The sequence below is a fragment of the Paraburkholderia sp. genome (genome assembly GCF_035501035.1).
GTDB lineage: Bacteria > Pseudomonadota > Gammaproteobacteria > Burkholderiales > Burkholderiaceae > Paraburkholderia.
The window spans coordinates 1-18,878 of the sequence record NZ_DATJWR010000317.1 but is presented as its reverse complement, the minus strand read 5'-3'; the positions used below and the strand labels follow the sequence as shown (position 1 = coordinate 18,878).

Genomic DNA, 18,878 nt, shown 5'->3' with positions numbered 1-18,878 from the left:
AGACAAGGAACTCGCCGACTTTCTGGCGGGCGTCGAAAGACGCGCGTTCAAGCAGACGGTCTACGCCGTAAGGGACGACGACGCCTCGCTCGACATCGTGCAGGACGCGATGATCAAGCTCGCCGAAAAATACGGAGACCGTCCAGCCGCCGAACTCCCCCTGCTCTTCCAGCGTATTTTGCAAAATACGATGCACGACTATTTTCGTCGGCAGAAAGTACGCAATACGTGGGTGAGCCTGTTCTCGTCGCTCGGCAACGCCGACGACGACGAGTTCGATCCGCTCGAAACCTTCGAGGCCCAACAGGGATCGGCCGGCGCCGAGAGCAGCGAGCAGCAGATCGAGCGGGCTCAGGTGCTCCAGCTGATCGACGATGAAATCCAGAAATTACCGGCACGTCAACGGGAGGCGTTTCTGATGCGTTACTGGGAGGATATGGATGTCGCCGAGACTGCCGCCGCGATGGGCTGCTCCGAAGGCAGCGTGAAAACGCACTGCTCGCGGGCCACCCACACGCTGGCGCAAGCGCTCAAGGCCAAAGGAATCACGCTATGAGCTCCGCTCTCGAAAGCAAAGAACTAGAGTTCGTGCGGGAGATGCGTCGCGCGCTCGACGAGAGCGCCGCCAGCCTGCCCGCCCCCACCACTGCCAGACTCGCCGCCGCCCGCCAGGCTGCGCTCGCCCGCAAGAAGGCCGAGCCGGTATTCGTGCGTGCGCCGGCGCTCGCGGCGGCTGGCGTCGGCGACATGGGCGGCGCGAGCGCGCAGCTGCCCGCTCGCCGCCGCCGTTCGGCGCTGGCGCGCTTCGCGCTCGCCTGGCCGCTTGCGGCGCTCGTGGCGGGCCTCTTCGCGATCGCGTACTTCGAAGATCAACAACGCACTGCGGAACTCGCCGATATCGACGCGGCCATGCTGAGCGACGACCTGCCGCTCACCGCCTACCTCGATCACGGGTTCAACGCGTATCTGTCGCGCGCGCACTAAGGAAAAACTGAGCGGGAGACTGACGGGGTGAGTTACAAGCGCGGCCTGGCCGTTGTCATTGGATGCGTGGTCGCGGCAGTCGTGTCGTATGTGGCGACCTACCCGCGCTTTCACCCCGAGCCGGCTGACGAAAACGCGGCGGGTGCGGCCGTGCAGGCGAAAGCGCCCTCGGTCGAAAATTCGCTCGCAACCGCATTCACGCCTCTGCCCGGGCAGACCGATCCGCTCGCGTGGGCGCGTCTGAGCGACGCGCAGCACGTCGCGCTCGCCCCGTTCGCCTCCGAATGGGACAGCTTCAGCGACGAGCGCAAACGCAAATGGCTGAAGATCGCGGCACGTTACCCGAAAATGCCACCCGAAGCGCAAAAGCGCCTGCATGAGCGCATGACCGAATGGGTGCGCATGACGCCCGAGCAGCGCCGCGTCGCGCGCGAGAACTACCAGGTCTCCAAGGAGCTGCCGGCGCAGGCGCGGCAGCGCGCCTGGAAGGCTTATCAGCAGCTCTCCGAAGAACAGAAGGAGCGCCTCGCCGCCAGCGAGCACAAGCGCCGTCCCACCGTCGTCAGCGCGCCGCCCAGCGGCAACAAGAGCGAGATTCGCGATATCGAGCGGCTCGTCAACGAACGCGACCACCGTGGCGCCCCCCATGCGCCTGCGGGCGTCACCGGGGCCTCCGGCGCGGCAGGCGCCAGCAGCACGGGCTCGGGCCCGGTACCCGCAACGCCGGGAGAGCCGCCGGCTGCTTCGTCGTTTGCGGCAGGCATTCCCGCAGCCGGCAGCTTCGTGCCGGCCACACCGATCCCGGTCTCGCCGGCCGAAGCGCCCGCGGCGTTCAAGGGCTCGTAAACCCAGGCCTTCCGGCCGTATCGCCGCGCGAGCTTTCGCGGTTATGCTTGGGACGTCCCGCCCCCAAACCGACGCCATCGTGTCCGAAAGCGCCCAAGCCGCCGCCCTGCCGCCCGCCGCCGTCACCCCACCTCCCGTCTCGATTCGCCGTCGCCTCGCCGCGCTCGTCTACGAGGGCGTGCTGCTCTTCGGCATCGTCTTCGCTGCGGGGCTCGCGTTCAGTCTCGTCCTGCAACAGCGCAACGGCTTCACGCATCACAACCTCATGACCGCCTGGATCGTCCTCGTGGTCGGCGCGTACTTCGTCGGGTTCTGGCACAAGGGCGGCCAGACGCTGCCGATGAAAACCTGGCGCCTGCGCGTGGTCGGGCCGCACGACGCGCCGCCCACCCTCGCGCGCGCGGCGCTGCGCTACCTCGCCGCGTGGCTATGGTTCCTGCCACCGCTCGCGCTGCATCCGCTTCTGAATCTCTCGATTCCCCACACGCTCGCGCTCGAAGCGTCCTGGTTCGCGATGTGGGCGGCGAGCGCCCGCTTCGCCCACGACCGGCAGTTCCTGCACGACCGCATCGCGGGCACGCGCATCGTCGCAATCACGCAACAGGGCGCGACGGCATAGCGCGCACAGACGCCCTCCATACCGCACAACGCAGGACTGCGTAACACGACCGTCTTGTGACTGTCATGTTGCCGTCACGGCGGCATGGCGCAATGCGCGTATTACAACCCGCCGCGTGTGCCATGGCCCAAAAGACGTCAGCGACCACCCTGTTCCGGCAGACCACCGGACGAGGCACCGACTCCGCCACGTTCCATCCGTCGGCCCCAGGCGGCGCCACCTTTCCCGCTCCGCCCTTGCCACTCGACGACGCCCCGGGCACCGGCCCCCACGACGACGACCATCCCGACCCGACCCGCTACCGCACGATCTGGCTCTCCGACATCCACCTCGGAACCGGCGGATGCCAGGCGTCGTATCTGCTGGACTTTCTGCGCCATAACGAGTCGGAGTATCTGTACCTCGTCGGCGACATCATCGATGGCTGGCAGCTGAGGAAAGGCTGGTACTGGCCGCAGGCGCACAACGACGTCGTCCAGAAAGTGTTGCGCAAGGCGCGCAAGGGCACCCAGGTCGTCTACATTCCCGGCAACCACGACGAGGCCGCGCGCCAGTTTTGCAATCTCGCATTCGGCGACATCCACGTGCGCGAGGAAGCCTTTCACACGACGCTCACTGGCAAGCGCCTTTGGGTCGTGCACGGCGACCTCTTCGACGGCGTGATCCAGCATGCCAAATGGCTCGCCTATCTCGGCGACTCCGCCTACACGCTGATCCTGCTGCTCAACCGCTGGTTCAACCGCGTTCGCGCGAAGCTCGGCTTCCAGTACTGGTCGCTCTCGCAGTACCTCAAGCACCAGGTGAAGAACGCGGTCAACTTCATCTCGTCGTTCGAGCGCGTGATGACCGACGAGGCGCGGCGCCGCGGCTGCGACGGGGTCGTCTGCGGCCACATCCACAAGGCCGAGATCCGCGACATCGACGGCATCCTGTACTGCAACGACGGCGACTGGGTGGAGAGCCTCACCGCGCTCGTCGAGACACTCGAAGGGGAATTGCGCATCGTCTACTGGACCGTGATGCGCGCGCCCCAGGCGCAGGCCCCGGCGCGCAAGGCCCGCGTGAGCGCCGCTTGAGCGTGAACGAGCGTGAACCTGGCACCAGCCTGGCGCCGCCCCAGGCGCGAGGCCAGCGGGGTCGCCAACGCGCCGTACCCGGCAAGCCGACCCGCAGCACCCGTGCGCAGCGGCAAACATGAGCTGCACGCAACCACAACCGCAATACCAAAGGGCCGACGACCAATGAAAGTAATGATCGTGACCGATGCATGGGAGCCGCAGGTCAACGGCGTGGTTCGAACGCTGAAGAACACGACGCGCGAGCTCATCGCGCTCGGGCATCAGGTCGAACTGCTCACGCCGCTCGAGTTCCGCACGATGCCGTGCCCGACCTATCCGGAAATCAAGCTCTCTCTGTTTCCGAAGCGCCACCTGCGTGAGCGCGTCCGCGCGTTCGGCCCCGATGCGATTCACATCGCGACCGAAGGCCCGCTCGGACTCGCCGCGCGCCGCTACGCGATCGACCACGCTCTGCCGTTCACGACCGCCTATCACACGCGCTTTCCCGAATACGTGCAGGCGCGCTTCGGCATGCCACTATCGGCCACCTACCGCTTCCTGCGCTGGTTCCACAAGCCCTCGCTCGCGGTGATGGCGCCCACGCCCGTCGTGAAGACCGATCTCGAGAAGTTCGGCTTCACCAACGTCGTGCTGTGGACGCGCGGCGTGGACCTCGACATCTTCCGGCCGATGGAGTCGAAGGTGCTCAACACGGCGCGTCCGATCTTCCTCTACGTGGGCCGCGTGGCCGTGGAGAAAAACGTCGAGGCGTTCCTGAAGCTCGATCTGCCCGGCTCGAAATGGGTGTGCGGCGAAGGCCCGGCGCTCGCCGAACTGAAGTCGCGCTATCCCCAGGCGAATTACCTGGGTGTGCTAAACCAGCCCGAACTCGCGAAGGTCTATGCCGCCGCCGACGTGTTCGTGTTCCCGAGCCGCACCGATACGTTCGGCCTCGTGCTGCTCGAAGCGCTCGCGTGCGGCACGCCGGTGGCCGCCTACCCGGTGACGGGACCGATCGACGTGCTCGGCACGGGCGGCGCGGGCGCGATGAACGAAGACCTGCGCGAAGCCTGCCTCGAAGCGCTCAAGATCGATCGCGGGGAGGCACGCGCCTGGGCCGAGCGCTTCTCGTGGCACGCGGCCTCCGAGCAGTTCGCGTCGCACCTCAAGCCGCGCTCGCAAGCGACGATGGAGCCTTCGAGCGCAGCGGCTTGAACGCGAGGCCAGCGATGGTCCGAGCCCCGACGGTACACAAGAACGCCGGGGACGCGGACGCCCCCGGCGCAAGCGCCTCCCACGCGTGCGATACTGGTAGCTTGCACCGCACGACCATGACGCCACGTCCTCCATCACCGCCGCACAGTGCCCATACCGGCGCCCCGGGCGCCCACACGGCGAACCCGCCGGCTCGCCCGGGCGCCGGCGGCGCCGCGCGTGCGGCGCGAGCCGCCGAGGCGCTCGATCCACGGCCGCCAGCGCCGGACGCTGTGCCCGAAGCGGCGCCGGCCCATGCGCAGCCTGGTCCCGCTACGGCAGCGTTGCCGCCCGCACCCGCCACTGCACCTGAACCGCCCGAGCCGCCGCACCTGCACGAACCGCTCGGCCCCGACGATCCGCTCGCGCCGCTGCCCTTCAATCCGTACAAGGGCAACCGCGGCATCACGCGCGCATGGCACGCCCTCAAGTACTCGATCAAGGGCTTTCGCGTTGCGATCCGCGAGGAGAGCGCGTTTCGCCAGGAACTCACGCTCGCGGCCATTCTCGTGCCGATCGGCGTGTTCCTTCCGGTCGCGCCGGTCGAGCGCGTGCTGCTTCTCGGTTCGGTGATGCTGGTGTTGATCGTCGAATTACTCAATTCAAGCATCGAGAATGCCGTGGACCGCATCGGTCTCGAACGCAACGAGCTCTCGGGCCGCGCGAAAGACCTCGGCAGCGCAGCCGTGACCGTCGCATTGCTGCTCTGTGTGATGACCTGGGGGTTGATCCTCGTACCCCTCTTCGGGCCGCCGCTGCTACGCGGGCTCGGCGTGCTGTAGCACCGCGCGCGAGCCACCATCCGGGGCACCGCAGGCTCGGGGCATCGGGCGCTTCGCATGCCGCCCCACGCCTTGCCGGCGCAAGCTGCCTGTGCGCGCGAGCCGTCGGTTTATAATCGAACGACAGTCTTATAACGACCAACCGCGTCCGGGCCGCGCGCACCGCAACATATTGGCGGGCGCCGGAGCCCGGCGCAGCATTTTCAGGGCCGGACGACATGGAAGCCAAACCTCCCCGCCGTACACGCGAACGGATTCTTGAACTGTCGTTGAAGCTGTTCAACGAGATCGGCGAGCCGAATGTCACGACGACGACCATCGCCGAGGAAATGGAGATCAGTCCAGGCAACCTGTACTACCACTTCCGCAATAAAGACGACATCATCAACAGCATCTTCAGCCAGTTCGAGCAGGAGATCGAAAGGCGTCTGCGCTTTCCCGAAGACCATCGCGCCACCATCGACGAGATGTGGGCGTATCTGCAATACATGGTCGACTTCACGTGGCGCTACCGCTTCCTCTATCGCGACCTGAACGACCTGCTCGCGCGCAACCGCACGCTGGAGATGCACTTCAAGCAGATCATCAGCCACAAGGTGCACTTCGCGAAGCAGTTCTGCGAGCAGCTCGTGGAAGACGGCGAAATGGTCGCCACGCCCGCCGAGATCCAGGTGATCTCGACCAACATCGGCGTGATCGCCACTTACTGGCTCTCGTACCAGTTCGTGATGAACCCGCGCAAGTACAACGACCAGGAAGCGATCCGCGATGAGCTGCACCAGGTGAGCGTGCAGATCGTCTCGCTGATGGCGCCGTATCTGCGCGGCCGTGCGCGCGAGCTGTTCGACGACCTCGTTTCGGGAAAGCTCGAAAAGCGCGAGTTCTACGACTACCTGCCGCCGCGCGACGGCGCGGGCACGACCGGCACCGCGGGCGCGACGGGCGCCGCGGGCACGGGCGGCGCGCGCGCCGCGGCGAAGGACAACCGGGACTAAGAACCCAAGGCCAAACGCGAATGAAAGCAGTCTGCGTGTATTGCGGCTCCTCGTACGGAGCCAATCCGATCTATACCGACGCGGCGCAGGCATTCGGCCGCGCGCTCGTCGCATCGAATCTCGCGCTCGTCTACGGCGGCGGCAAGGTGGGCCTGATGGGCGTGATCGCCGATACGGTCATGGCCGGCGGCGGCCGCGCGATCGGCGTGATCCCCGAGTTGCTCGTCGACAAGGAAGTGGGCCATGCGGGCCTCACCGAGCTGCACGTGGTGCCCGACATGCACCAGCGCAAGAAGATGATGGCCGACTTCGCCGACGCGTTCGTCGCGCTGCCGGGTGGCGCGGGCACGCTCGAAGAACTGTTCGAGGTCTATACGTGGGCGCAGCTCGGCTACCACCGCAAGCCCGTGGGCATACTGAACATCGGCGGCTTTTACGATCCGCTCATGGCGCTGCTCGACCATACGGTGCGTGAGGGCTTCATGCGCGAGGCCTACCGCGAGATGCTGCAAACCGACAGCGATCCGGCCGCGCTGATCGCAAAGCTCCAGCGCTACCACGCGCCCGAGAAAGACAAGTGGGCGGACCTGCGCGAGAACGTCTGATCCGATCCCGCGCCGCTCTCCCTCGACAAACCGCAGTCACTACGATGAGTGCATCGCGATGAGCAAGGTTGTCCTGATTACCGGCGCGAGCCGCGGCATTGGCCGCGCAACGGCGCGCCTGCTCGGCGCGCACGGCTGGACCGTGGGCGTCAACTATCTGCACAACGAACCGGCCGCCGACGAAACCGCCGCCGAAGTGGGCCGCGCGGGCGGCCACGCGCGCGTGCTGCGCGGCGACGTCGCGAGCGAGGCGGACGTCATCGCGATGTTCGACGCGCTCGAATCGGCCTACGGCCGTATCGATGCGCTCGTGAACAACGCCGGCATCGTCGCGCCAGGCAGCCAGGTCGCCGACATGGGCGCCGAGCGCCTGAAGCGCATGTTCGACGTGAACGTCTACGGCGCGTTCCTGTGCGCGCGCGAGGCGGCACGGCGCATGTCGAAGGACCGCGGCGGCGACGGCGGCGCGATCGTCAATGTCTCCTCCGCGGCGTCGCGGCTGGGCTCTCCGAACGAATATGTCGACTACGCGTCCTCGAAGGGCGCGATCGACACGATGACGATCGGGCTCGCGAAGGAACTCGGCCCGCAGGGCATACGCGTGAACGCGGTGCGCCCCGGCCTCATCGACACCGAGATCCATGCTAGCGGCGGCCGGCCGGATCGCGCGGCCGTGCTCGGCGCGCAGACCCCGCTCGGGCGCGCCGGCAGCGCCGAAGAAGTCGCGCAAACGATCGTGTGGCTGCTGAGCGACGCCGCCTCGTACGTGACGGGGGCGTTGCTCGACGTGAGCGGCGGGCGCTGAAGGAGCGCCCGGACCTGCGCTACGCTAGAACGACGAACCCGGTTCGCGCAGAAACGCGGCTTCATCTTCGGTGCAAGCGCGCCCAAGCTGCGCGTTGCGGTGCGGAAAGCGCCCAAAGCGCTCGATGACCTTGGCGTGGCGCACGGCGTAATCGTAGTAGTCCTGACCATCCGGATCTTTCGCAAGCTCCCCGAAGAGGCGCAGCGACTCGCGCTGCGCCTGCGCAGATTCGGCGTGCTCGAACGGCAAATACGCAAATGCGCGGTGGTGCAGACCAGCGAGGCACAGGTCGGCGCCGCTTGCCACCATTGCTCGCGCGATTTCGAGCGCTTTTTCGTCCGTGGAAAATGCGCGCGGCGTACCGCGATGGCAGTTGCGCGAGAACTGGTCGAGCACGATCACGAGCGCAAGCGAACCTTCGGGCGTCGCGCACCAGCTGTCGAGCTCGCCCGCCGCTGCCGCTTCGAGCAACGCGCCGAAGCGCTCGCGCAGCAGTGCGTCGAATGTCGCGTCCTTGTGAAACCAGATCTTGCGCTCCCGGCCGAACTCCTCCGAACCCGGCGCGCCGAACCAGAAGTCGAGCACCTCACGTGCACGCGGATCGAGCGTGCCCTGCGTTTGGCCGCCACTCGCCATCACGCCAGCTCCAGTACGAGACGCCGCGTGCGCGCGCTTTTCTTCTCCAGCTTCGCCACGCGTAGCGCGCCGATCTCCCGGGTGTTGCGCACGTGCGTACCGCCGCACGGTTGCAAGTCGACGTTCTCGATGCGCAGGAGGCGCACACGGCCAAGTCCCATCGGCGGCTTCACGCTCATCGTGCGCACGAGTTCGGGACGCTGCGCCATCTCGTCGTCGGTGATCCAGACGGTGGCGACCGCATGCGCGCCCGCCACGAGTTCGGCAAGCCGCGCCTCCACGGTCTCGCGCTCGATCGGCTCGACCGTCGCGAAGTCGAGCCGCGCGTAGTCGGTCGTGATGCTGCAGCCGTCAACGGGGTACGGCAACACCGCGCACATCAGATGACTCGCCGTGTGCAGGCGCATGTGCCGGTGACGGCGCGCCCAGTCGATCTCGGCCCGCACGCGCTCACCCGCCGCGAGGCGCGCGAGCAACACGTCCTGGCCAGGCGCGGGAACGTGCAGCGCGTCGTCGGGCGTCGCGCCTTCGAACTTCGCCTTGCGCGTGTCGGCAATCTCGATGCGGGTGCCGTCGGCGAGCACGAGAGCGCCGGTGTCGCCGGCCTGGCCGCCGCCGAGCGGATAGAACACTGTCTGGTCGAGCCGCACGCCGTCCTCGCCAACGGCAAGCACGGCCGCCTCGCAATGCGTGAGATAGGCGTCCTCGCGAAAGAGCGCTCGGGTTGTCGTCATCGTGGGAGTCTCCTTGTTTTGCGTTCGGCTCGCAGCGCGGGGCCGCATCTGCCGGATTCGTCAAACGCCCATTATGGCCGCGTCGCGAAACGGCCCGCTGGACGGCCGCAGCACGTGAGCGCCTGACTGTACCGGCATGCGGGCCGGCACAATCTGCGTGCGGCGCATCAGCCCGGACGATTGCGCATCCAGTCGGCGGTATCGAAAAACGAATGCAGAAGGCGCTCGCGCAGCGGCTCGGCGAGGCCGATGTCTTCCATCGCCCAGGCCATGCAGCGCAGCCACTGGTCACGCTCGGACGAAGCGATGGAGAACGGCAGATGGCGCGCGCGCAGGCGCGGATGGCCAAAGCGCTCGATGTAGTGGTCCGGGCCGCCGAGCCAGCCGCACAGGAACCAGAACAGCTTGTCACGCGAGCCGTCGAGCGTTGACGGATGCATCGCGCGGATGCCCGAAAACTCGGCTTCGAGGTCCATCAGGTCATAGAAACGGTCGACGAGTTCGCGCACGCGCGCCTCGCCGCCGACGAGTTCGAAGGCCGTGGGCTGCTGCGGCGCTTCGTCGGCTGGATCGGTCATACGGTTGAATAGCGGGTTGAAGAAATGCGGGTTGAATCGATACGAAAAGAGGGACGGTGAAGTGCGTCAAGGCACTGCCGCAAGCTAATAATTCTCGCATAGTGGCGCGCGCCAGGTCGCTGGGCTACGCAGCCCCAATCGGCGATATGCAGGCGAAAGCGAGCCAAATGAGAGCCAGGCGAGAGTCAAAAGCAGCGGCACGCCATCGATGCAAAGCACGCCCCGCTTCACGCGTCGCGCAGCGACTGCAACGCCGGGCGCGCCAGCACGTGGCGCAGGCTGATCCACCCGCCCACCCCCGCGCACAGCACACCCGCCGCGATACCGGCCGGCACGAGCCAGGGGTCGAATGGGAGATAGAACTCGAACACGCGAGTCGCGAGTACCGAGCCCACGATCTGCGCGCCGATCGCCGCCATGAGCCCCGCGAGCGCGCCCACCGAGACGAACTCGGCAACCTGCACCGCCCGCACCTGCCGATGCGAGGCCCCGAGCGCGCGCAGCAGCGCCGACTCGCGCATGCGCTCGTCGCGCGTGCCCGCGAGCGCCGCGTAGAGGACGAGCACGCCCGCCGCGAGCGTGAAGAGGAAAAGGAACTGCACCGCGCCGATCACCTGCTCGAGCATGCGCTCGATCTGGGCAAGGATCGGCGCGATATCGATCGCCGTGATGTTGGGATAACGGGCCACGAGGCCGTCCACGACTTCGCGTTGCGCGGGCGGCAGGTGAAAGCTCGTGATGTAGGTCGCCGGAAAATCGCGCAGCAGCGCGGGCGGCATCAGTACGAAGAAGTTCACCTTGAACGAGCCCCAGTCGAGCTTGCGCACGCTTGTCACCGGCGCGCTCACTTCGAGGCCGGTCACGTCGAACTTGAGCACGTCGCCGGGTTTCACGTTGATGAGCTTCGCGAGGCCCTGCTCGATCGAGAGCTGCGGCGCGCTCGACTCGCCATACCACGTGCCCGCCTCGATGCGGTTGTCCCCGGGCAGTTGCGTCGTGTACGAGAGATTGAACTCGCGGTCGACGAGCCGCCGCGCGTCCTCGCTCTTGTACGCATCGGGATTCACGGGTTTGCCGTTGATCGAGATGAGGCGGCCGCGCACCATCGGCTCGAGGTCGCTATCCGCGATACCGTGCGTGCGCAGCCAGGCCGCCACGGCGTCCCGCTGGTCGGGCTGGATGTCGATTAGGAACTCGTTGGGCGCATCGGGCGGTGTGGACTTGCGCCAGCCTTCGACCAGGTCGTCGCGTGTCATCGCGATCAGCAGCAGGCACATGAGGCCGATGGCGAGCGCCGTGATCTGCAGCGCGCTCGCGCCGGGCCGCCGCTCCAGCGAGGCGAGCGCATAGCGCCAGCCCACGCCCGCGCGCGCCTGGTCGCCGAAGCGGGCGCTGCGCGCCACTCGCGCCGCGCACCAGAGCGCCACGCGCGCCACGACCGCGAACACGAGTAGCCCGATCGCGAAGCCACCGGCAACGATGCCGCCGAGCTTGAGCTCGCCCGCCGCGATCACGAGCAGCCCCGCGAACAGCGCGATGCCGATGCCGTACGCGGCCCACGCGGCTCGCCCTTCGTCGCCCCATTCGCGGCGCAGCACGCGCACCGGCGGCACGCGTGTGAGCGGCAAGAGCGGCGGCAGCGCGAAGCCGAGCAGCAGCACGAGCCCGGCGCCGATGCCTTCGACCACGGGCAGCGGGCCCGGATACGGAAGCACCACGTCGATGAGATTGCCAAGCCACGCGAGCAGCGCGAGATGCCCCGCATAGCCGAGCGCGACGCCAATTGCGCCGCCCACGAGCCCGAGCCCGGCGAACTCGAGCACGAAGAGCGAGCGCAGCGTGCGCTGGCTCGCGCCGAGGCAACGCATCGCGGCGCAGCCGTCGAGGTGCCGGCGCGTGTAGCGATGCGCGGCCATCGCGATCGCCACCGCCGCGAGCAGCGCCGTGAGGAGCGAGACGAGCGTAAGGAAGTGGCGCGCGCGATCGAGCGTCTGACGCACCTGCGGCTGGCCGTCCTGGAGCGACTCGAGCGCGACCCCGCGCATCTTGCCCCCGTCCACGCGCGCACGCGCCCAGGCCGCGAACTGCGCGACGGCCGGATCGGCGCCCGCCACGAGAAGCCGGTATGTGACGCGGCTGCCATAGCCGATCAGGCCCGTCGACGCCAGCTCGTCGGCGCGCATCATGAGGCGCGGCGAGAAGTTCACGAACGAAAAGCCACGATCGAGCTCCCGCGTGATGATCGCGTTCACGGTGAAGGTGCGCGTCCCGACCTTCACCGTGTCACCCACGTGCAGCTTGAGTGCGTCGAGCAGCTCGCCATCCACCCAGACGGTGCCGGGCGGCGGAATGCCTTGCGCGGCGTGGTCGGGTGCGCCCGGCGCAGTGGCAATGCGCAGCGCCCCGCGCAGCGGATAGGCCGCCGAGACGGCCTTGATGGCGGCAAGACGCGTGGGCGTTGGGCCGGCGGCGGCCGAAGCCCGCGAGGCTGCTGCCGCTTCGGGCATGCCCGGGCTCACCATGCTCGGAAAGATGGCCGTGGTCGCCGTGCGCAACGCAAGCGATTGCGCCTCGCGAGAAAACCTCGGATCGACGGGATGATCGGCGCGCACGATGAAATCGGCGCCGATCATGCTCCGGCCGTCGCGTTCGAGGCCGCGCTGCAGGCGGTCGGCGAGAAAGGCCACGCTGGCGAGCGCCGCCACGGCGAGCACGAGCGCGAGCAGCAGCATCGTGAGCTCGCCGGCGCGCCAGTCGCGCGCGGTCATGCGCGCGGCGAGTTGCACGAGATCGGACCAGCTCGGGGTGGCCCGCAGGGCAGCGGGCGGTCGCGGGCCGCCAGTCGCACGCGGCGGCTCGGACTGCGCGAGTCCCGGACCGCCCTCGCTACGCGGAGGCTTCGGATTGGACGAGGAAGGCGTGGCGCCGCTCAATCGTGCCGCCCACGCAGCGACAGGCGCGAAACCATGTGCATTGCCATGCCGCGAAAACCGCCCTGCACACCGCGCCACAGACGCGGCAGCGCCCACGCGGCAAGCACGAGGAACGCCACGAGCATGACGAGAAAGAGCAGCGGCAGAAAGAACGCGAGCAGGACGCCCACGAAAGTTATGCCGTCCTCGGCGCTCGACGTGACGACGTTCGAAACCGGCTCAGGCGAGAGATTGATGAGCGCGCGCGTGCCGGCCTTGGCGAGATGCGCGGTGCCCGCGAGCGTGCCGCCCGCGAGTGCGGCGACGGTCAAAAGCGCCGGATCGGCATGGCCGAGCGCAGCCGCGGCCAGCACGGCACCGGCCGGAATGCGGATGAAGGTATGCAGTGCGTCCCACAGCGAGTCGAACGCGGGAACCTTGTCGGCGAGGAATTCGAGCACCGTGAGCGCAGCGGCGATGCCGATCACCCAGGGCGAAGCCAGAACGGAAAGCGTGTCGGGCAGATGAATGAGCCCGAGCCGCTGCATGACGCCGGCCATCAGCACCGTGAGATAGAGGCGCAGGCCGCTACCCCACGACAGGCCCGCTGCTAGCGAAAGTGGTTCCAGCATGGCTGCCTCCTCGCGCGGCGCGGCCGGGCGCCGGTGCCCCACGCTTCACGCGGTGAGCAGGCGCTGTGCGCACACGCTCGCCGCTCAAGCGGCGCGGAGTGTTATCGGGTTATGACGGCTCCATTATAGCCACGCTCGCTGCGCTGCCGCGGTGACGATGTAAAGGAGCACCACGAGGCGCTTCGTGCCAGCCGCAGGCAATTTATTCAGGTAGCCGAAGAAAGCTTGAGACCGATGAGCCCAAGCACGATCAGCGCGGCGCTCGCCACGCGCGCGACGCTCACCGCCTCGCCCATCATGACGATACCGAACGCGAATGCACCGACCGCGCCTATACCCGTCCACACTGCATAGGCCGTGCCGAGCGGCAACTGCCGCATGGCCATGGCGAGCAACGCGAAGCTACCGAGCGCCGTGACCACGGTGAACACCGAGGGCCAGAGCCGCGTGAATCCATCGGAAGACTTGAGACCAGCGGCCCATGCGACTTCGAGCAGGCCTGCGACGAGAAGAAGAAACCAGGGCATGAGGAACGCTCCATTCAAAAAATGGGGCCGTCCCCGATGAGGATAAAAGACTGCAAGGCCGTCCTTACAGAGTTGTAATGATAGCACGCCCGTGGTGCAGGCTCACTGCACGCCGACGAGCCGATACCCGACACCCGTCTCGGTGATGATGTGCTCGGGTTGCGCGGGATCGCGCTCCAGTTTCTGCCGCAGGTGCGCCATGTAGATGCGCAAATAGTGACTGCTTTCCACGTGCGACGGGCCCCAGACCTCGCGTAGCAGTTGCCGGTGCGTGAGCACGCGTCCGGCGTCGCGCACGAGCGTCGCGAGCAGGCGGTATTCGATGGGCGTGAGATGCACCGGCGCGCCGTCGCGTGTGACCTGGCGCAGCCCCAGATCGACGTGCACGCTGCCGAAGCTCACCTGCGGCGCCTCGTTCGCCCCGCCGCGATTGCGACGGCGCAACTGCGCGCGAATGCGCGCAAGCAGCTCGGACACGCCGAACGGTTTGGTGAGGTAGTCGTCGGCGCCGGCGTCGAGCGCGGCCACCTTCTCGGTTTCCTGGGTGCGCGCCGAGAGGACGATCACCGGCAGGTCGCTCCAGCCGCGCAGCTCGCGGATCACATCGAGACCGTCGGTATCGGGCAGGCCCAGGTCGACGATCACGAGGTCGGGCTTGCGCGTGGCCGCCTCGACGAGGCCTTGCTTGCCGGTTTCGGCATCGTGCACGACGATGCCTTCGCCCTCCAGTGATGCGCGCACGAATCGACGAATCTGCTTTTCGTCTTCGATCAGGACAACGGCGATGCTCGGGTCACTCATGGGTGGGTTTGGGATCGACGGGTTGCTGAGGGGCGGCCATCCGCTGCGCGGCCTCCCGCACGACGGGTTCGGCTTCGCGCCCGGCCGGTTCGGGTTGCGCGCCCCCAGGGGGCGCGAGCGCGCCGGTCGCCGACGGCGCGGCCGGCAGCGCGTCAAAGCCTTCGTGGGCGACGTGTGCGCCCGCATCGTCCGCGCCTTGCGCCGCTTCGGGCACTTCTGCTGCTTCTGCTGCTTCTGCTGCTTCGGCGATATCAGCGACATCGGCGGGCAGCGGTGGCGGCGACTCCACCGGCAGCGCGAACCAGAACGTCGCGCCCACGACATGGCCGTCGGCCGCAACGCGATTGGCCGCGCCGATTGTACCGCCATGCGCCTCGACGATCGCGCGGCAGATCGCAAGGCCAAGCCCGATGCCGGGCTTCGCCGATTCCTTCTCGCCGCGCGTGAACTTCTCGAACACGCGCTCGCCCATGCCCGGCGGCAAGCCTGGCCCGTTGTCCTCGACCGACACGCGCACGAACGGCTGGCCGCCCTCCTCCACGCGCCGCGCCGCGATCGTGAGCGGCGTATCTGCCGGCGTGTACTTGGCCGCGTTCTCCAGCAGGTTCGAGAAGAGCCGCTCCATCAGCACGGCGTCGAGGTGCAGCAGCGGCAAGCCCTCGTCGAGCAACACCCGCACCGGGTGCCGCGCGAGCACGCGCCGGCACGCGGCAAGCGCGGCTCCCACGGTTTCCTCGAGCAGCGTCCACTGACGGTTGAGCTTGAGGCTGCCCGCCTGCAGCCGCGCCATGTCGAGCAGGTTCGTAACGATGCCGGTCATGCGCAGCGCCTCGTCGTGGATCGCCTCGATCAGCTCGTCCGCGCGCGCGTCCATCCTGTCGCCGGGTTCGTGCGTTTGCGCGAGCATCGAAGAGAAACCGACGATCGCCGTGAGCGGCGTGCGCAGGTCGTGCGAGATGGCCGAGAGCAGCGAATTGCGCAGCCGCTCGGACTCCATGTTGACGAGCGCGTCGCGCGCGATGTCCACGTAGTGCACACGTTCGAGCGCGAGCGCGATCTGCGCCGCAAACGCGTCCAGCATGCGCTGCTGCTCCGGCACGTGCAGCTCGCGCGCGTCGCGCGTCACGACGGCGAGCACACCGCGCGTGCGCATCGGCGCTTTGAGCGGCAGGTAGCGCGCGAGCGCGGCCGGCAGCGTGTCGGTCCCGTTGCCCGCGGGCTTTTGCTGGTCATAGACCCACTGACCCACGTCGAGGTCGAGGCTCCCGGCGTCGAGCATGATCTGCGGGTCGGGTTCCTCGATTTTCTGCTGCACCTTGTCTGTGCTGTCGGGCAGCAGCAGCGCCACGCGCGCGCCGAACACCTCGCTCACGTGGCGGCTGCCGATCGCCACGATCTGCTCGGTGGTGAGCGCTGCGGCCAGTTCGCGCGCCATCGCGTACATCGCGCCGGTGCGCTGCTCGCGCCGCTGCGCGACGCTCGCCTCGCGGCGCAGGCTCGACGTGAGATGGCTGATGACGAGCGAAGTGAGCAGCATGCCGACGAAGGTCAGCAGATATTGCGTGTCGCTCACGGAGAACGACATGCGCGGGGGCACGAAGAAGAAGTCGAACGCCGCGACGCTCGCGAACGACAGCATCACGCCGGGCCCGCGCCCGAGCCTCGTCGCGGCGAAGATTACGCCAAGCAGATACAGCATCACCAGGTTGGCGAGGTCGAGGTGGTCGATCAGCTGGCTCGCGATGAGCGTCACAAACGCGCAGATCACGAGCGCGGCCGTGTAGGCGCGCGGCGGCGAGCGCTCGGCGCCGCCAAATGCGAGCGCCTCGCGCCACGCGTTGGCGGCACGCGCCGCCGCACTCGCAGCGCCTGGCTCGCCGCCCGCGCGCGACGCCTCGCTTGCATTCGCCCGCACGAGCGTCAAATCGACGTCGCCGGCTTTTTCGGCAAGCCGCTCGCCGAACGGGCGGCGCAGCCAGCGCGCGAACCCCGTGCGCAGCGAAGCGCCCGCCACGAGCTTCGAGACGTTGCGCAGCCGCGCATAGCCGACGAGCGTGGTCGCGGCGTCCTCGCCAGCGAGCGTCGCCGTTTCGGCGCCGAGCTCGGAGGCGAGCTTGAGCGCGGCGAGCGTGCGTTCGCGGGTCGCATCGGGCAGCCGCTGCAGCTTCGGCGTCTCGACATACACGGCGATCCAGTCCGCCTTCAGGCTCGCGGCAAGGCGCGCCGCCGCGCGCACCAGCGCGTTCGCCTCAGGCCCCGGCCCCACGCAGACGAGCAGGCGTTCGCGCGCCTGCCACACGTGCTGGATCGAGCGGTCGGCGCGGTACTCGCGCATCTGCGCGTCGACCCGGTCGGCGGTGCGGCGCAGCGCCAGCTCGCGCAGCGCGATCAGATTGCCCTTGCGAAAGAAGTTGCGCACCGCGCGCTCGGCCTGCGCCGGCATGTAGACCTTGCCGTCGCGCATGCGGTCGAGCAGTTCCTCGGCGGGCAGGTCGACGAGCGTCACTTCGTCGGCGTGGTCGAACACGCGGTCGGGCACGGTCTCCCACACGCGGATGCCCGTGATCTGCCCCACCACGTCGTTCAGGCTTTCGAGGTGCTGGACGTTGACAGTCGTGTACACGTCGATGCCCGCGTCGAGCAGCTCGTAGACGTCCTGCCAGCGCTTCATGTGCCGCGCGCCCTGGACGTTCGAGTGGGCGAGTTCGTCGACGAGCACGAGCTGGGGCTTGCGCGCGAGCGCCGCGTCGAGATCGAACTCCTCGAGCAGACGCCCGCGATAAGCGATGCGCTGGCGCGGCAATACCTCGAGGCCGTCGGTGAGCGCAGCGGTCTCGCTGCGCCCATGCGTCTCGACGATGCCGACCACCACGTCCACGCCTTCCTCGGCGCGGCGGCGCGCGGCCTGCAACATTGCATAGGTCTTGCCGACGCCGGCGGACGCGCCGAAGAAAATCTTGAGCTTGCCGCGGCGGCGCTTTTCTTCGTCGCGTTGGAGGCGGTCGAGCAGCTCGTCAGGATCGGGGCGGTTCATGCGGTTTGAGCAGCAGGTTGCGTAAAAAGCGCCGAACGTCGTGGCCGATGCGTCATGGCCAACAACCGGCGCGCATGCGTGACATGGAATACGCCACGAAAGATCGTCTCACCGCGGCGCGGAAATGGCAAACCGCACACCGCGGGCGGCGGCGTGCGGTTTGTGCTTGCGCGCGCTTGCACTTGCACTTGCGGCGCTCAGCTCGCCTCCTTGCCGTCGAGCGCGAGGTTCAGCTCGAGCACGTTCACGCGCGGTTCGCCGAGCACGCCGAACTGGCGGCCTTTCGTGTAGCGGTCCACGAGCGCCTGTACGTCGCTTGCGTTCAGGTGGCGCGCCTGCGCGACGCGCGCCACCTGGTAGGCCGCCGCGGCCGGCGAGATCTCGGGATCGAGACCGCTGGCCGACGAGGTCACGAGATCGGCCGGGATCGGCTGCGAGACATCGGTGCCCGCCGCCTTCAGCGCGGCGATGCGGCCTTTGATTTCATCGGCGAGCGCCGGGTTGGTCGGCCCGAGGTTCGAGCCGCCCGAATTCGCCGCGTTGTACGGATTCGGCGAGGTGGCCGACAGACGCCCCCAGAAGTACTGGGGCGCATCGAACTGCTGGCCGATGAGCGCGCTGCCCACCACCTTGCCGTCCACTTCGATGAGACTGCCGTTGGCCTGACGGTGGAACACGGCCTGGCCGAACGCCGTCATCACGGCCGGATACACGAGGCCGGTGATGACCGTCAGCACGGCGAAGATCACGATCAGAGGACGAAACTGCGCTTTCATTTTGGGTTCCTGTGTATCTAGCGAGGTGTATCGGCGCGCGGCTCAAACCCAGCCGAACGCGGCGAGCACCATGTCGATCAGCTTGATGCCGACAAAGGGCACGAGGATGCCGCCGAGGCCGTAGATTAGAAGATTGCGCCGCAGCAGACTCGCGGCTCCGACAGCGCGATATTTGACGCCGGTCAGTGCGAGCGGGATCAGCGCGATGATGATCAGCGCGTTGAAGATCACCGCAGACAGGATCGCCGACTGCGAGGAGGCGAGGCGCATCACGTTGAGCCCGCCGAGCGCCGGATAGGT

General features: G+C 67.9%; 19 protein-coding genes and 1 pseudogene. 10 read left to right on the top strand and 10 right to left on the bottom strand.

Annotated features, from left to right (window positions below):
• The 10 genes from VMJ11_RS23445 to VMJ11_RS23400 form a co-directional block, all read left to right on the top strand.
• A partial coding sequence (locus VMJ11_RS23445) for an RNA polymerase sigma factor (RefSeq protein WP_325622252.1) occupies positions 1–556 on the top strand: 556 nt, incomplete at its 5' end.
• Entirely contained in the window at positions 553–984 is a 432-nt protein-coding gene (locus tag VMJ11_RS23440) for a DUF3619 family protein (RefSeq protein WP_325622250.1), read from the top strand. The genes VMJ11_RS23445 and VMJ11_RS23440, both read left to right, overlap by 4 nt.
• A 27-nt stretch (positions 985–1,011) precedes the next feature.
• Positions 1,012–1,830 carry a DUF3106 domain-containing protein gene (locus tag VMJ11_RS23435; protein ID WP_325622248.1) on the top strand — a complete coding sequence of 273 codons (819 nt, stop codon included), beginning with the start codon at positions 1,012–1,014 and terminating at the stop codon, positions 1,828–1,830.
• A 43-nt stretch (positions 1,831–1,873) separates the two neighbouring features.
• Positions 1,874–2,449 (top strand): RDD family protein, encoded by a 576-nt coding sequence (locus VMJ11_RS23430; RefSeq protein WP_325622246.1) that lies wholly within the window; start codon positions 1,874–1,876, stop codon positions 2,447–2,449.
• Positions 2,450–2,571: 122 nt separating this feature from the next.
• Positions 2,572–3,525 carry a UDP-2,3-diacylglucosamine diphosphatase gene (locus VMJ11_RS23425; RefSeq protein ID WP_325622244.1) on the top strand — a complete coding sequence of 318 codons (954 nt, stop codon included), beginning with the start codon at positions 2,572–2,574 and terminating at the stop codon, positions 3,523–3,525.
• 165 nt (positions 3,526–3,690) lie between these two features.
• The gene (locus VMJ11_RS23420; protein ID WP_325622242.1) at positions 3,691–4,722 is read left to right on the top strand and encodes a glycosyltransferase family 1 protein; all 1,032 of its coding nucleotides are present in this window, start codon (positions 3,691–3,693) and stop codon (positions 4,720–4,722) included.
• A 116-nt stretch (positions 4,723–4,838) separates the two neighbouring features.
• A complete protein-coding gene (locus VMJ11_RS23415) occupies positions 4,839–5,543 on the top strand; it encodes a diacylglycerol kinase (protein WP_325622240.1) in 705 nt (234 codons plus the stop codon).
• Positions 5,544–5,761: 218 nt separating this feature from the next.
• Positions 5,762–6,538, top strand: a complete 777-nt coding sequence (locus VMJ11_RS23410) for a TetR/AcrR family transcriptional regulator (protein WP_325622238.1) — start codon at positions 5,762–5,764, stop codon at positions 6,536–6,538.
• Positions 6,539–6,558: 20 nt separating this feature from the next.
• Complete coding sequence (locus VMJ11_RS23405; protein ID WP_325622236.1) at positions 6,559–7,143, top strand: TIGR00730 family Rossman fold protein; 585 nt, start codon at positions 6,559–6,561, stop codon at positions 7,141–7,143.
• Between the two features lie 58 nt (positions 7,144–7,201).
• Positions 7,202–7,948, top strand: a complete 747-nt coding sequence (locus VMJ11_RS23400) for an SDR family oxidoreductase (RefSeq protein ID WP_325622234.1) — start codon at positions 7,202–7,204, stop codon at positions 7,946–7,948.
• Positions 7,949–7,972: 24 nt separating this feature from the next.
• On the opposite strand, the gene VMJ11_RS23395 is transcribed toward VMJ11_RS23400, so the two are convergent.
• The 10 genes and pseudogenes from VMJ11_RS23395 to VMJ11_RS23350 all read right to left on the bottom strand — a co-directional run.
• The gene (locus VMJ11_RS23395; protein ID WP_325622232.1) at positions 7,973–8,584 is read right to left on the bottom strand and encodes a DUF924 family protein; all 612 of its coding nucleotides are present in this window, start codon (positions 8,582–8,584) and stop codon (positions 7,973–7,975) included.
• Complete coding sequence (locus VMJ11_RS23390; protein WP_325622230.1) at positions 8,584–9,318, bottom strand: alanyl-tRNA editing protein; 735 nt, start codon at positions 9,316–9,318, stop codon at positions 8,584–8,586. The genes VMJ11_RS23395 and VMJ11_RS23390 overlap by 1 nt, the downstream gene beginning before the upstream one ends.
• A 167-nt stretch (positions 9,319–9,485) precedes the next feature.
• The gene (locus tag VMJ11_RS23385) at positions 9,486–9,896 is read right to left on the bottom strand and encodes a group II truncated hemoglobin (RefSeq protein ID WP_325622228.1); all 411 of its coding nucleotides are present in this window, start codon (positions 9,894–9,896) and stop codon (positions 9,486–9,488) included.
• 227 nt (positions 9,897–10,123) lie between these two features.
• A complete protein-coding gene (locus VMJ11_RS23380) occupies positions 10,124–12,664 on the bottom strand; it encodes an ABC transporter permease (RefSeq protein WP_325622254.1) in 2,541 nt (846 codons plus the stop codon).
• A gap of 161 nt (positions 12,665–12,825) precedes the next feature.
• Entirely contained in the window at positions 12,826–13,440 is a 615-nt protein-coding gene (locus tag VMJ11_RS23375) for a DUF4126 domain-containing protein (protein ID WP_325622226.1), read from the bottom strand.
• A gap of 206 nt (positions 13,441–13,646) precedes the next feature.
• Positions 13,647–13,967 (bottom strand): quaternary ammonium compound efflux SMR transporter SugE, encoded by a 321-nt coding sequence (gene sugE, locus VMJ11_RS23370; RefSeq protein ID WP_325622224.1) that lies wholly within the window; start codon positions 13,965–13,967, stop codon positions 13,647–13,649.
• 102 nt (positions 13,968–14,069) lie between these two features.
• On the bottom strand, positions 14,070–14,768 hold the full coding sequence (gene kdpE, locus VMJ11_RS23365) for a two-component system response regulator KdpE (protein WP_325622222.1): 699 nt from the start codon (positions 14,766–14,768) through the stop codon (positions 14,070–14,072).
• Positions 14,761–17,802 (bottom strand): sensor histidine kinase KdpD, encoded by a 3,042-nt coding sequence (locus tag VMJ11_RS23360; protein ID WP_325622220.1) that lies wholly within the window; start codon positions 17,800–17,802, stop codon positions 14,761–14,763. Before VMJ11_RS23360 ends, kdpE begins: the two co-directional genes overlap by 8 nt.
• Positions 17,803–17,999: 197 nt before the next feature.
• On the bottom strand, positions 18,000–18,578 hold the full coding sequence (gene kdpC / locus VMJ11_RS23355; RefSeq protein WP_325622218.1) for a potassium-transporting ATPase subunit KdpC: 579 nt from the start codon (positions 18,576–18,578) through the stop codon (positions 18,000–18,002).
• A 42-nt stretch (positions 18,579–18,620) separates the two neighbouring features.
• A pseudogene (locus VMJ11_RS23350) lies at positions 18,621–18,878 on the bottom strand (potassium-transporting ATPase subunit B); the annotation flags it as partial.

Excerpts from the sequence above, each read along its gene's own strand:
- kdpE (WP_325622222.1), bottom strand. The coding sequence starts at position 14,768 with ATGAGTGACCCGAGCATCGCCGTTGTCCTGATCGAAGACGAAAAGCAG.
- VMJ11_RS23440 (WP_325622250.1), top strand. The coding sequence starts at position 553 with ATGAGCTCCGCTCTCGAAAGCAAAGAACTAGAGTTCGTGCGGGAGATG.
- VMJ11_RS23385 (WP_325622228.1), bottom strand. The coding sequence starts at position 9,896 with ATGACCGATCCAGCCGACGAAGCGCCGCAGCAGCCCACGGCCTTCGAA.
- VMJ11_RS23375 (WP_325622226.1), bottom strand. The coding sequence starts at position 13,440 with ATGCTGGAACCACTTTCGCTAGCAGCGGGCCTGTCGTGGGGTAGCGGC.
- VMJ11_RS23430 (WP_325622246.1), top strand. The coding sequence starts at position 1,874 with ATGCTTGGGACGTCCCGCCCCCAAACCGACGCCATCGTGTCCGAAAGC.
- VMJ11_RS23390 (WP_325622230.1), bottom strand. The coding sequence starts at position 9,318 with ATGACGACAACCCGAGCGCTCTTTCGCGAGGACGCCTATCTCACGCAT.
- VMJ11_RS23400 (WP_325622234.1), top strand. The coding sequence starts at position 7,202 with ATGAGCAAGGTTGTCCTGATTACCGGCGCGAGCCGCGGCATTGGCCGC.
- VMJ11_RS23410 (WP_325622238.1), top strand. The coding sequence starts at position 5,762 with ATGGAAGCCAAACCTCCCCGCCGTACACGCGAACGGATTCTTGAACTG.
- sugE (WP_325622224.1), bottom strand. The coding sequence starts at position 13,967 with ATGCCCTGGTTTCTTCTTCTCGTCGCAGGCCTGCTCGAAGTCGCATGG.
- VMJ11_RS23415 (WP_325622240.1), top strand. The coding sequence starts at position 4,839 with ATGACGCCACGTCCTCCATCACCGCCGCACAGTGCCCATACCGGCGCC.
- VMJ11_RS23405 (WP_325622236.1), top strand. The coding sequence starts at position 6,559 with ATGAAAGCAGTCTGCGTGTATTGCGGCTCCTCGTACGGAGCCAATCCG.
- VMJ11_RS23380 (WP_325622254.1), bottom strand. The coding sequence starts at position 12,664 with ATGACCGCGCGCGACTGGCGCGCCGGCGAGCTCACGATGCTGCTGCTC.
- kdpC (WP_325622218.1), bottom strand. The coding sequence starts at position 18,578 with ATGAAAGCGCAGTTTCGTCCTCTGATCGTGATCTTCGCCGTGCTGACG.
- VMJ11_RS23395 (WP_325622232.1), bottom strand. The coding sequence starts at position 8,584 with ATGGCGAGTGGCGGCCAAACGCAGGGCACGCTCGATCCGCGTGCACGT.
- VMJ11_RS23360 (WP_325622220.1), bottom strand. The coding sequence starts at position 17,802 with ATGAACCGCCCCGATCCTGACGAGCTGCTCGACCGCCTCCAACGCGAC.
- VMJ11_RS23425 (WP_325622244.1), top strand. The coding sequence starts at position 2,572 with ATGGCCCAAAAGACGTCAGCGACCACCCTGTTCCGGCAGACCACCGGA.
- VMJ11_RS23420 (WP_325622242.1), top strand. The coding sequence starts at position 3,691 with ATGAAAGTAATGATCGTGACCGATGCATGGGAGCCGCAGGTCAACGGC.